Source organism: Allopontixanthobacter sediminis, from assembly GCF_009828115.1.
Taxonomy (GTDB): Bacteria; Pseudomonadota; Alphaproteobacteria; order Sphingomonadales; family Sphingomonadaceae; genus Allopontixanthobacter; species Allopontixanthobacter sediminis.
The window spans coordinates 1-13,020 of sequence record NZ_WTYL01000002.1 but is presented as its reverse complement, the minus strand read 5'-3'; the positions used below and the strand labels follow the sequence as shown (position 1 = coordinate 13,020).

At 56.7% G+C, this 13,020-nt stretch carries 7 protein-coding genes and 1 pseudogene; 1 reads left to right on the top strand and 7 read right to left on the bottom strand.

The window, feature by feature from the left end; translation table 11 throughout:
- Positions 1 to 1,310 precede the first annotated feature (1,310 nt).
- From GRI65_RS05895 to GRI65_RS05870, 6 genes are all read right to left on the bottom strand, one after another.
- Complete coding sequence (locus GRI65_RS05895) at positions 1,311 to 1,964, bottom strand: PEBP family protein (protein ID WP_160755646.1); 654 nt, start codon at positions 1,962 to 1,964, stop codon at positions 1,311 to 1,313.
- 14 nt (positions 1,965 to 1,978) lie between these two features.
- Positions 1,979 to 2,566, bottom strand: a complete 588-nt coding sequence (locus tag GRI65_RS05890) for a YbhB/YbcL family Raf kinase inhibitor-like protein (protein WP_332872637.1) — start codon at positions 2,564 to 2,566, stop codon at positions 1,979 to 1,981.
- Positions 2,563 to 3,426, bottom strand: a complete 864-nt coding sequence (locus GRI65_RS05885) for a YHYH protein (RefSeq protein ID WP_202391198.1) — start codon at positions 3,424 to 3,426, stop codon at positions 2,563 to 2,565. The genes GRI65_RS05890 and GRI65_RS05885 overlap by 4 nt, the downstream gene beginning before the upstream one ends.
- 612 nt (positions 3,427 to 4,038) lie before the next feature.
- Positions 4,039 to 5,610, bottom strand: a complete 1,572-nt coding sequence (locus tag GRI65_RS05880) for a M61 family metallopeptidase (RefSeq protein WP_160755643.1) — start codon at positions 5,608 to 5,610, stop codon at positions 4,039 to 4,041.
- A 336-nt stretch (positions 5,611 to 5,946) separates the two neighbouring features.
- The gene (locus tag GRI65_RS05875; RefSeq protein WP_160755642.1) at positions 5,947 to 8,739 is read right to left on the bottom strand and encodes a DUF3857 domain-containing protein; all 2,793 of its coding nucleotides are present in this window, start codon (positions 8,737 to 8,739) and stop codon (positions 5,947 to 5,949) included.
- Positions 8,740 to 9,238: 499 nt separating this feature from the next.
- Positions 9,239 to 11,029, bottom strand: coding sequence for an SLC13 family permease (locus GRI65_RS05870; RefSeq protein ID WP_160755641.1), 1,791 nt, complete (start codon positions 11,027 to 11,029; stop codon positions 9,239 to 9,241).
- A 179-nt stretch (positions 11,030 to 11,208) separates the two neighbouring features.
- Here GRI65_RS05870 and GRI65_RS05865 point away from each other — a divergent pair, with 179 nt between their 5' ends.
- A complete protein-coding gene (locus tag GRI65_RS05865) occupies positions 11,209 to 12,012 on the top strand; it encodes a lipid II flippase Amj family protein (RefSeq protein ID WP_160755640.1) in 804 nt (267 codons plus the stop codon).
- A gap of 681 nt (positions 12,013 to 12,693) precedes the next feature.
- On the opposite strand, the pseudogene GRI65_RS05860 reads toward GRI65_RS05865, so the two are convergent.
- Positions 12,694 to 13,020, bottom strand: a pseudogene (locus GRI65_RS05860) (PD40 domain-containing protein); the annotation flags it as partial.

The window sequence follows — 13,020 nt, the reverse complement described above, 5'->3', positions numbered from 1 at the left end:
GCGTGTTCGAGTTGCGAGCCCATCCGCGACATAATTAAATGAGGCTTCATCAGTCCGAGCGGTTTGTGCGCTGATAGAGTGGGAGCCCTAAATATAGCAGCCCACACTGCAACGCAGGCTCAATCGATCTCGCTATAGGATGACCGCTGTCGCCAAATTCAATCCAATCCTGACGGCCCAGTTTCAGTCATTGAGCTTAGTCCCATTGAATAGCGGCTTTCTGGATGCAAATTGGTTGTCAGCAGTGACTGCTTCTGGGTCGTTAGCGGAATGTCTGGTATTAACATCACATGGGCAAAAAGCAGACCGTCTGGAAGCGACCACTTAGCTGACGCTCATGCCATCATCGGACCGGTGGCTTCGCCCGCAGTGGCCACAGGTAGATCTGGGCCAAGGCGTTGACCATGCAAACATCCCCTTGGTGCTTCGAAAAGGCGAAAGGCCGCAGTCTGGACAACGAAATGCATACAGTGCCAACACGCCTTGGCTGAGCCAAAACGCAAAGCCAACGACCATCCCCGCCGCACCGAGATTTTGATGCAGCAGTGGCATCCAAACAGGGAAGCTGAAGAAGACGAGCAAAATCCAAGCAAAAAAGAGCCAGCATTTTCGATATAGCGACATGGCGAAAGTCTGCCATTTTTAATCTCGGCTGACAACGACTGGAAACCACCCCAGTTTTTGCCGCCAAAGCCGCCGGGAGCTGGTCCTAAAAGCAGACCGGCAGGAGCCGACCCCCTTGCTGACATTCGCAGCACTCATCTAACATGCCGTTCGAAAGGTTGCGGTAGGCGAGTGAGCGAAACTCTGTATGTCCCCATAGGAGCAATTGTCGCGATCGCTATCGATTGGGCTATTTACACCCACTTGAGTGCCTACCTTCGTGCCAGCTTCCCAAACATTGGGCACCATAGTTACCGTGAAATGTCGCTTGGCAATCCAACCACCCTTCTTCGCACGGTTGCTGTTTTCGTTACCGGACTGGCAGGAGGGCTGGCTTTTGCTACGAAGCATCCGCTCCTTTGGCTCATCGCCGTCAGTTTGTTCGCTGTCACGCACTCGCTAATCTATGCCTTGCTCCACCGGAGAGGCAAGCGCCCCTAATATCCGCATTCCACCTTAGTTTTTGCCGTTCAGCAGCGTTTTGGATTTCACCAAAAGCAGCCCGTCGGCTAATCGTGGCTTTGTGATAAAGCAGACCGGCAGGAAGCGACCCAAGTTCGGACATCGCGCGCCATCAGCTCAATCCCGAATCCAGACGCGCTTGTAAAGTCTTGGTACGCAAGGGAAAGTCCATGCCAAGCCTATGATCACCCAGCGACTGTCATCCGGCATAGCAAAGTATTGTCCTGCACCAAGTCGTCGCTCCAAATAAGCTTCGCCGCGGAATCCCAAGAAATCTCATCATAACCGTCTTTCGGGGACACCTCGCGGGTGCTATGCTCGACAGCGGCCGGCCAATCGCTGTCATCGAAGTCCGTAGCAGTCCAGTTTTCCGGTATCGGTGTCTCGACGAAGCCGCATGGGCCCTTGCCCGCCATTGGAGCTCGTTCCTTGGCGCAGGCCCGGTCGGTTGGCGCACGCTGAACGACCAAGCAGCGCACCTTGCTATCGGTTGCCCCAATAATCTTGCCTGTCGCATTGTCGCGAAACTGCGCAATAAACCCGCCATCGCCCATCTGCTGGCGGTTCGTGCCTATGTATTCAAGGCCGGTATCGTTTTCCTTGAAATCCTTGACCATGAAGGCGACCGTCATTGGCGGCTTGCTAGTGAAATTGGTCGTTTCAGCATTGAATGAACGCTCGGTGGTGATCGGCACGCTATCTTCAAGAACCTTTGCGCCATCCACATACATTTCGAACCAGTTATCGGCCCAAATTTCGGCGGTGATACCTGTTGTCTTGGGCGCGCTGGCGGCGCAACCGGCAGCCAGCAGAAACGCTAGGGTGACAAGCTTACGCATTGGTTTTCCTTTGCTCAGTTCAGAAATGATATTGATGATGAGCCGACGATCTTACCTTTCATGGCAGTTTTCATGGCCGACCAATCGACATCGGGATCGTCCCGCGCGGGGAGAGTATCAAGCGATGCATTCAGCGCGTATAGCGTGATCGTATATTCATGCTGTGAGCCGGGCGGTGAACAGGGCGGAGTGTAGCCGGTTCGCTTTTCATCCTTGTCTGCCCCTTCATCACCGATTGATTCAGGATTGCCACGCGGCAGGGAACGGGTTTCCGGCGGGAAATTCCACAGCAGCCAATACTGGCTGGGAGCATCTATCCCTTCACTGGTCCCGCGCGGGTAATGATACATCATGAGCGCAAGACTTTTGGTGCCAGGCGGGATATAGCCCCATTTGAGCGGCGGAGTGATCCCTTCGCCCCCATCGCGGGTGCATTTTAGAGCGGCAGGTAATACGCCGCCCTCTGTCAGCTCCGGACTGGTCAGCGTAAATCCAGCGATCGGGATGTTGGCTGGCGGCGCATTATCCGCCGCCTCCGCTGGTCCGACCTGCGAACACCCCGCCAGAAAAATCATCATTGGCAAGGCGATTAAGCGGATCACCGGCAATATTCACCAGTTTTGACAGCACCCTTGTTTGTCACCGTTCGGGTGGTGAAATTGTAGCAGTCTGGTTTCCCCGAGGGCTTATAGCGGATGTAATAAGCCTGCCCGTCATAAGTGTAATCCATGCTCCGGCTGCCATCCTTCTGTTGTGTGAAAACCAGATTCTGCACTCCGCCGCGTGGCGGCTCACCCGGAGGCGCACCTTGGCCGGATGCGCTCACCAGCGGGGCGGTGCGCGGGAGATCGCGCAAATCAGCAACTTCACCCATAAGGCATTGAACGATGTAGGGCGCGCCAGCTGACGTGTGATAGCGGTAACCGAAGTTTTTATCCCGCTTCCCATTACAGACATCGAGCCCGCCATTTTCAATTGGTGTGCCATCGGGATTTTTGTCGCCATAAATCGGAAAGCCATCAAAAGCCCAACCGATAATGGCCGCGTCCCCGGCATTTTTCATTTGCGCAATCATGCATTTGGGTTTGACGTGATAATGATAATCATCGCCGCGCCCCGCATGGCCGCCGCAGACATCAAGCTGGTTGGTTTGCAGCGTATCATGCTGCGCCTGATGGTGAGACAGTTCCGCAATGGTCATCTCGCCGCCGCCCGTATAATCAAAGATTGGCACGCCATTGACCGCTACGCCCAAGGCTGCGTCTCTGGTTTGCGGAGTAGTGCCCAGCACCGGCTCCAGCGGCACCGGCGCGGCATACGCTTTCGCAGGCACGGGCACCTGTTCATTGGTGCCGATGATGCCGGTCATCAAGTCATGGTCGGGATAGGTGTTGGAAGTCAAAACCGCATTGCCACCGGTGCAGTCCACCGTGACCTTGTCGAGAAAACCGGCATCTTTCACCGAAGCGGCTACATCGGCACAGCGGGCCGCGCTGGCAACCGGATCAGATGTCGCCGGGGCTGACGTGCAAGATGCGGAGAAAATTACCACAGCAACGCAGGGTATGAAGGGCCAATTTTTGACTATGGTTTTTAGGGGCATATCCGTCCCTAACCAATTTCATAGACCGCGCAAACAACACAAGTGAAATGTTGAGGCGTCACGTTCCAAAACCAAGGGCGATACGTTAATCTACGACGAAACGAAGTCTGCCGTATTCTGAGCACGACTTTCTGTCTGGCAACATCCTACGCTTAACATGAATGGTCTGGTAGCGGCGTGACACGGGCAAACCAAATTCATCTAATGTCAGCGAAAGGGCCTTTCTATCAATAGGCGGACAGTCCGCATCCCACCCAATTTACGCCATTCAACACCGATTTGCGTAGTCCTAATAGCTGCCGGTCTGGGGCGCTCAAGGAAACCTGAACGTATGGCCGGTTTCAGGTGAGAAGATCGAGCCTTTGTATGGCCGCTTTGTCAGCGGGAGCTGACTGATTGTTGGTTCTTACGGAGGGCGGCGCTGCCGACTATTTGCCTGAAGTGGGACCGGCCGAAAATGCCATGAAAAGATTAACCAGAATCGCCACCAGACAGCATCTGCCGGCATTGAGCTGTACCGGATACACTCGACGGGTCGAGCTCTTGAGCAGTATATGTCTCTCGCCCCGCGGGCAGCCAGCTTATCGTTAGCTCTTCATCTTGTTGGGCCACCCGATAGACCATCGGAACGCGAGAATCCCCTTCTTTGCTCGATATATAGGCGATCCGTTTCATTCCATTTTCTAGTCCGGCCTGAGCCGCGGGACCGTCGGGAACTACACCCTGAATTACCCCCGTTTCCGAACTTTTCCTCCGGTCGAAACCTGGGTCGAAACGTGCAAGGTCGACCGTGCGCAAGATTGCGCATGAGCCAAATAGGGCATCTGGCAAGAGGATACGTTCCCCGGCATCGATATACCGTGCAAGGTCTTGGCGCACGTTCAGTCCAAGTTCGCTAGCGGCATCGACAAAAGCGGACCTGAGTTCGGGCTTTTGATCTACCGCCGCAAGACGCCAGCGTTCGCGCATGATCGCCAGCAAATCATCGTAGTTGGCCGAACCCCCGCTCCTGACCCGCAATTGGTAATCGACTAGGAGCGCGAAGAGCCGGCCACGATCATATGGTAGTTGCTGAACGTCGTCGTCTGACCAGAATTCCCGGGCGATGGCGTTGTTGGGGCGGTCACGCGCGGGAGATCCGGCGTAGCGGGCTAGCGCCTCATTCAAGTCGTCCGCAAATTCCGCAGGGGTCCATACACCCGCGCTTAACAGGGTGCGCCCGGTGTAGAAATCGGTCACACCTTCGCTGAACCAATAGTTCAGTGCTTCGTCCTGCTTCGGCAATTCGCCCACCCGGCGAGATATCCAGGTATGTGTGTGCTCATGCGCCAGAATACGCGTCAGGATTGACAGGTCGATGTCGGACGTTGCCTCCAAAGCGAAGCCATCGCTTCGCCCCGTACCGCCTGCGCTGGAGCCGTTCGCGACATCTTGCAGCGCATAGAGTGTAACGGTGTACGGTCCGTTCGCGTCTCCCCAGAATTTCCGCTGCGCGGCAATGACCCGTGTCTGCGCGTTCACGTAATCAGCGATTTCGAATTGAAAGGTCCCGTTCACGCCCATGCGCAACGTGCCGTTCGGAATCTGGCGTTCGAAATATTGTAAAGCAGGACCGGCCAAAAGGGTACTTTCGACGATATCAGCGCCGGTCATCGCCTGGCCAGTCTGCCCGTGATCAATGTCGGAGACAACTCGCCAGCTTTCCGGCCAGCCCTGCCAACGATAACGGGCTGGGACGTAGTCCCTGCCTTCCACTGCTGCGAATAGAGCTTCTCCGAATGCTGCGAACCAGTCGGGACGGATAATTGCGCCGCCCTTCGCATAGGAAGAAGGCGTCTCGTCATAAGCTGAGTTAACACGGTAACGAACCGTCAATAGCTCGTTTGGCCAATGTAGCAGAATTCGAGTGGCGGAGTCCCTTGGCTCGATTTTTCCGCCAATGATTTCCAGAGCGGAAATATGCCGCCAAAGGTCCTGCTGTCCGGCAAATTCCTTGGGCAGGGTCAGGACCGTATTACCGTCCGCATCACCGGCGAACTTCATTGTCACGTCGACTGACTCAAGATCCGCGCCTACGAAATGGGGCGACAGCGAATAGTCTAACGATAAATCGGTCGCCGGAGCACTGGATGTTTGAAGGAGCGCGCTAATTGGCGGCGGGTTGCTTACCGCGCATCCTTGAAGCACAATAAACGAGAGGCTGACAAGAGAAGATCTGACCATGGCGCACACTCCTGTTTACGTGTTCCTTTCTGCCCGCGCATGCTCAATCGTCGAGTTTTCGCTGGTTGCCCTGAAGATGCAGACGTTCGCAGGAACATGAATTGCGGACCTCGGCGATCAATTGGCTAATCCAGAGCGCCTGCTCCCCGCTAGGGCTCAGGGCTTTATTCCATAGGCAGCATAGATGTGCGCAAGGCTTGGCTTCATGTGCAAGGCCAGTTGAACCTCATCGCGCCCGCCCTTGTCCCCCTGTGCGAGCCGCACGACGCCGCGCATGAAACGCGATTCGGCTATCTCGGGAGCCTTTGACACCACTGCATCGAGGTCGGCGCGCGCTTCGCTCAGCCGTCCGAGACGGAAATATGCCATGGCCCGGCTGTCGAGCGCGTTCGCCGACCAGTCGGACTTCTCGACCGCGCGCGTGCAGACGTCGAGCATTGCATCGTCTATCTTGGCCCAAACACCGGCTTCCCAACACTGGGCGTTGAGAAGTTCGCCGTCGCCGGGGCGGCGACCCGCTTCCTTCGCCAGAACAGCCAAGGCCTCGGTGGAGTTGCCTTCCCACATCAGCGCAGTAGCAATCAGTTGGCTGGCGTCCTCTTCGGATTCAGCCATCGGTCCATATTCTCTTGCGAGCGCCACACCTTCGTCGGCGCGGCCGAGCAGTCCAAGTAGCTCGATCTGAGAGGCGTAGCTTTCGCCCTTCGCCTCGAGAGCTTCGGCAGTCTGGAGGTCGCCGAGGCTGCTTTCGAGATCGCCCAGTTCGGTCAGCACCGCCGCGCGCTGGTAATACAACGCAATCGAGGCTTCGTGCTCGATTGCCTTGTCGAGATCCGACTTTGCCGCGGAAAAATCGAATGTTCCGGCGCGAAACGCCGCGCGGTTTGCATAAGCTTGTGCGATCTCATCTTCGGCCGCCTTATCTATGAGCTGCGAGAAGGCCCTTTCCAACGGCCCGAGTAGATCGCGATCGGTGCCTTTGTAGTTCCAGCGAGCTCGTGCCCCTTCCGGTGCCCGCAATTGCGGCAGCTGCCGCTGAATACGCGCCGAGTCACGCTGGGCGGCCGCGATATTCGCGGCAGGGAGTTCTCCCCCGGCGCTCACGACGGACTGCTTGAGAGTGAAAAGACGCTGCTTCAAGTCGGCCGTGGAGCGTACCGCTATTCCGGCAAGCATCTCGTCGATCCCGGCTCCGTCGACGATGGCAAATCCGCGCCCGCCGTCGGGCAGCACGACGCTCAGTTCCAGATGCTGGCTCGAAGGCCCATTGAGCCGGAGCGGGATATCGCGCCAAGCAGACCGAGCACGGTCTGCAGCGAAACTGATTTTTACAGCAGGCTGCCCAGGAGGCTGGAGCTGATAAACTTCCTGCTCGCGCCGCCAAGGTGTAGTCATGACCCCGCTCGCGGTGACGTTCGCGACACCCTTCGTCTGGTCCCATGAGAGGTCGTGGGTCAGCAGCTGCGTATCGCCCAACACTGCGCCGACGATCGAAGACACCATCTGCTCGAGCAGCTGGCCCTCGATCTGACCCGCCATCGCACGGACGGGCGCCGCGGAGGCGCCAGTCAGCTCGATGTCGATCTCGTACATAGCGGGCACGGAAATACCCGCGCTGCTGTCGATCACCAGCTTCAGCTTGTCGCCTTCGCCGGACGGCAGCCGCGGAGAGAGTACGATCAGCTCGGCGCCTTCGGCACGCAGAGGCAAGCCATAATGGAACGGCGGAACGATGGCGATGTTGTCGATTCGTGCGCCCGCACTTGTTCCATCGAGCCAGTAATCGGTCCCGTCTACCACCGCATGCACGATGACGTGATCGAAGCCGCCGGGCATGGGCAACATCTCCGGCAGCGCGTCACCTGCACTTGTCCGCACGAGCATCGGTTCGGCCTCGATGTCCATTGCCCGCAGCAGCGCAGCGAGAAGCAGGCTCTTTGCCTTGCAATCCCCGTAGCGATGCTCCCACGTCTCGGCCGGCGCCTGCGGAATATAGTTCCCCCCGTCCATTCCATTGGCGAGATAACTGATCTCGTCCTGCACCAGCCGGGTCGCGAGCGCGACGCGGATCAGCGGGTCCGTACTTGCCGATTTTAACTGTTCGACTTGCCGCGCAAGGTCACTGTCGGCCGCAATTCCGAGAACCCGCAGATAAAGCGGAGCCATGATTTCAGAGACCTCGGACCAGCCAGAGAAGCTGCTGGCGCCGATAATTGGCGGAATCAGGTACCGCAGCGGAGCGTCGCCTGGCATTTCCGCTTGTTTATCAATCGGCAGATCGAACGACAGGTAGCGATATCCTCTGCGCTCGACAGGCTGTGGACCGGCGGTGACCGCCTTTGCGCGCCAACGAATATCCTCGCCCGCCGGCCAGGAAATTGTGATGTTGCCGCGGTCTAGCGGCACCGGCTTCGCCAGCAGCATACCTTCCCATTGCATCTCGTCGCCGAGCGCCTGGTCGCGCATGCTCACCGAATAGGCGAGCCGCACGACATCGCCCACTCGCGCACCGGGAAGTGCCAAAGACGCAGTACGTATGCCATCGACGACGCGCTGCTCGAGCTGACGCTCGCGGCGCAGGGCGTCGAACCGCGCGCCTTGCGCGATCACGTCCACCGTGGTGCCATCGCGGAGCAGCTCGACTCGGTGGATCACGAGATCGCCCTTGTCTGGCATCCACTGCGCGGTCAGCGTGCCCGCTTGCGTGAGCGCTTCGGGCGAGCTCAGTCGCATTGCCATGTCGTTGTAGCTGGTGACGGTGCCCCCTTCGAGGCGGACCTGCTGTTCGACAAGGACCAGCGGCGCGCCCTTGCTGTCGGCAGCTATGAGCGGCTTGACCTCGACCCAATCGGGGGCCGGCGCATAAAGAATTTCCTCACCGGCGACCGCCGACGTAAGCGGAAGCACGCCGAACGACGAAGCCAAAAGTAGCAAGCGCAGCGGTTTCATTTGATGCCCCCAAGTTGTGCGTTCGGCTCACATGAAACAGAACCTCGCAGCCTTCTCCAGTTGATAACGAGTAAGGCACTCCATTTCAAAGGATAAAGAGGCGGTGAGAGGTCGCCGCCGCCCCTGCTAACAAGACTATGTTGGAGTCGGTGTTTGCATTGTTCCGGCGTGCGACAATTGGCCGCCTTCGAGACCAGTTTTGCTTGCGGCCGTACGGAGGAACCGCGCGTCGGCGGCGAGAGTCAGACGATTGCAACCCCTAAGCATGCCCCGACATCGAGAGACCTGCCATCGGTTGCCCATTGTTTCTGCGTGGGAGTATGGCCGCTTTCAGCAACCAAATTTCGCAAGCGCTATGACTGCTTTGTTCGCGGATGCCGCCATGCTTCCCCCGGTCGAGCCTGTCGGTCGCTAATTACCATTCTCGAAAAAAACCTGCGTTTCCCAGAAAGTAAGTCAGCCGCCAAAACCTGTCTCGACCCTATCCACAAGCGTCGGATCAAAGCGGCCAGATAAGGGGGATGGCCGTGATCGAGGTAATCGCGACCACTACCGTCAGCGGCAGGCCATAGCGCGCGAAATCGAGAAACTGATAACCGCCTGCGCCATAAACCAACGTGTTTGTCTGATACCCTATTGGCGTCAGAAAGCTGGCGCTTGCGGCAAACATGACAGCGATGACAAATGGGCGCGGATCGGCACCTAGGGCAATCGCAAGTTGGATTGCAATCGGCGTGACGACGATTGCGACTGCATTATTCGTCACCAGTTCGGTGAGCAAAAGGCTAAGCAGATAGATCGCCGCCAGCGCCACAATCGGCGGAAACGAGGACAACATTGGTGTCGCAGCGCTGACGAGCATTTCGACCAAGCCGGCGTTTTCGAGCGCTGTTCCTATTGCAAGCATCGCGATGATCAGTCCGATTATCCGCCAATCTACGGATGCAAATGCCTCGTCCGGTTCGATGCAGCGCGTGACCAGCACCACTGCCATGCCCAGCACCGCCAAGCCGGTAATAGGCATGATGTCGAACGCCGCAGCAACGATCACCGACATAATTACCGCGATGGCAATAGGTGCCTTCTGGGTTTTGAACCCGCGCGATTTGGGCTCGGACACATTCAACAAATTTTCGCCTTCGACCAGGCGCATCAGATCCGCCGGAGACCCTTCGACGAGCAGCGTATCCCCGACCCGTAAAGGTGATCTTTCATATCGCTCTTTCAGATTTTCCCCCCGCCGGTGCAAGGCGATGGGACTGACCCCGTATCTCTTCGTCATTTCCAGCTGGTTTAGACTTTGGCCAATACAGCGGGCGTCGGGCAGCAACAGTACTTCGGCAATGACGGATTTGTGAGATGAAACAGGAATGGTCCCATCGTCATCGGCGACTGCCAAAGCTAGCCTTCCACGTTCCCGGATAGTCATAACATCTGCTTCATCGGAATTGAGGATCACGACATCGCCGGGCTTGATGACCCTATCCTCGGCAGTGCGATTGATCGGCACATCGTTGCGAACCAGATCAACAAAGCGGCGGTTACCGCTTTTGAAGATTGCGACATCCTCAGGCTTCTGCCCGACATAGGGAGAAGTGGCCGTGACGTAGACGGACATGGCGTATCGCTTGTTCTGATTCACAGGGAGAAATGCCGACATCACGTCACGATCAGGAAGAAATCGGCGGGTCAGGGCGAGATATCCCACACCCACTATCGCGACAATTATGCCTACCGGTGCCATTTCGAAAATCGTGAATGCAGCCAGGCCTTGCTTTTGCGCGACCCCATCGACCAGAATGTTCGTCGAGGTGCCAATCAGCGTGCAAGTTCCGCCCAAAATTGCTGCAAAGGAAATAGGCATCAGGATTTTGGAAGATGTCTCTCCCAACTGCTTGGCCAAAGTGATGCCGATGGGGATCATGATCATGACCAATGGGGTGTTATTCGTGAATGCAGACATCACTGCCACGGCCGCCAATAACATCGCCGCCGCTGCAATTGGCGCCCTCTTTGCCACCCTGGTAACCTGACCAGCAAAAGCCTCAAGCGCGCCGGTCCGCACCACTGATGCAGATATAATGAACATCGCGGCGATCGTGAGAGGTGCAGAGTTCCCCATCGCGCCTAACAGGTCATCGGTAGAGATGATCCCCAGCAACAGCAGAATGCCGACTGCAGCAAGGGCCGTAACTTCCGGGGGACGAATTTCGAACGCGAAAGCAACCAGCAGCAAGACCAGGGTTCCCCCCACGATCATAGGGGCGAAGGGAGCGATCAAGTCAAACATCTACTCGTTCCGATTCGAAAAGTACGAAAACAATGCGGGCTATTTGCTACTGATCGCGGATGTTCCAAAGACACATTTGATTGCAGGGGTACTCTATTTTTGGGGTCGCGCAGATTTGGTTCGCATCCATGTCACGGAATTCGTATCGGCAGCGTTACCGTCGGCCAGAGAAAACCATTATGGATACGCAGCTATTTGCGATTTGCGCGCTTACCTTTGTAATCCATCTGATCGGCGCACTCGCCTATGCGGCCAGAATAGCAGGAGTGAGGACCGGAAGAATTGCGGTTTCTTTCGCCTTATTCAACATTCTCGTCCTCGTTTCTCGGCTGTCCAACAGTTTTCTCGGACCCTTTCTGGCAAAGCGGATAGAAAACGATATTGCCAATGGTACTGGTTCCGGGTTGGAGATGGACTTCAGGATCGTGCTGCTTTCTGCCAGCGGAGCCGCTATTGTAGGCGCGCTTCTGATACCAACGACGCAGCGCTGGTTTACTTCTGCAATCGCACATTTTCATGAAAACCGGTCGCTACCCAGGCTCATCTGGCATGCCCTATCAAGAGGCGGTTTTGGATATCTGAGGCAGACTGTAACCTTGCCGCGGGAAGTGCATCTGACCGACTTGAAGAAGCCGCGCGGAGTGTCGCTGACTATCATCTTGCTCAACATATTTGCGCAGGCGCTCCTTACCGTGGGTGTTATCGGATCGCTTTATGCGGGCTACCTTAACCCAGAATATCGGGTCACCGCCTCGCAGCTTTCGGCGGTTATTAACGGCTTTGCCACCATATTGCTGTTCGTCGTCATTGATCCCCAATTGTCGGTGATGACCGATGACGTGGTTTCGGGGCGGGTCGCCCAGTCCACTTTCAGAAGAACGATCATATGGCTTTCGTTCAGCAGGCTGGGCGGTACTTTTTTAGCTCAGGCGATGCTGTTGCCCTCGGCCTGGCTGGTCGCCCATTTGGCCGGAGTGATCTGATCCGGGTTTTCGGGAAGGGACACGCTGCCAGTAGCGCTTCTTTTGGTGGAATCGTTTGCCCTGAACGTCGCGTACCTTCCTTGGAACGGCATTGACCGGGCAAATCGCCCATCAGTCAATCTCATCAGTCTCCATGATCGTCGATTACCCCCTTCGAGACACGAAAACGACTAACCAAAGCCTTAATATCGAGGTGGAAAATTGCACAACCAATGGCGCTTGGCTTGGTGCTACAAGATAATTGGGCGCATTGTCATTCACCTTGAAGGCATCGCTGGACCGCTCAGTAGGAGCCTTTTTCCTATTCTCGAACTGCCCGCCGGTTTTGGTTTAGACTGAACTTAGCGGTCTGTCCGGTTTCCACCCAGCTCTTGCCAGTCAATAGCGATTCTCGCAGTCTTAAAAAAGGCCAGTTATGCGCGCTCAACGAACCCTGAATGAAGGACAGGTTTCAAGAGCTTGGATTGAACCCAGGAACGGCAGCTTTGTCAGTGGAAGCGGTCGCACTGTCCTTGATTTAGTCTATCGCCAGCTATTCGCCATCGTCGGAGAAAGTCCGCTGTTCCGGACGCGACTACATTTCGGCCATTGTCCAGCGTATCCTATGGTATGACCGACGGATTTTTCGGACTTGGTCATCTCCTTGATAGGCTCGTTTGACAGGACCATATCAGAAAGTAATCAGGGTAAAATTGGCCCCCAAGCAGGGTCTGAAGCATCCATCGGAGTATCGAGGCTTCGTTCGTTGCGGCCGGTCAGGTCGACTTGCCATAAGGATGTCCGGCCGGAATTACGCTCCGTACGGAAGAACTGAATGATCCGCCCATTCGGCGCCCACGCTGGGCCCTCATCCTGCCAGGAATCGGTCAGGAACCGAAGGCCGCCCCCACCGGGGTTCATCACTGCGATCCGGAAATCGCCGGCGATATGAGTGAAGGCAATCTGGTCACCGCGCGGGCTCCATTCGGGTGTCGCTGCGCGGCCACCGAAGAAACTGACCCGCTTCTG

Bases quoted from the DNA above. Each gene is read 5' to 3' on its own strand.
- GRI65_RS05880 (WP_160755643.1), bottom strand. From the start codon at position 5,610: ATGAAGTTCGCCGGTGATGCGGACGGTAATACGGTCCTGACCCTGCCC.
- GRI65_RS05875 (WP_160755642.1), bottom strand. From the start codon at position 8,739: ATGAAACCGCTGCGCTTGCTACTTTTGGCTTCGTCGTTCGGCGTGCTT.
- GRI65_RS05895 (WP_160755646.1), bottom strand. From the start codon at position 1,964: ATGCGTAAGCTTGTCACCCTAGCGTTTCTGCTGGCTGCCGGTTGCGCC.
- GRI65_RS05870 (WP_160755641.1), bottom strand. From the start codon at position 11,029: ATGTTTGACTTGATCGCTCCCTTCGCCCCTATGATCGTGGGGGGAACC.
- GRI65_RS05865 (WP_160755640.1), top strand. From the start codon at position 11,209: ATGGATACGCAGCTATTTGCGATTTGCGCGCTTACCTTTGTAATCCAT.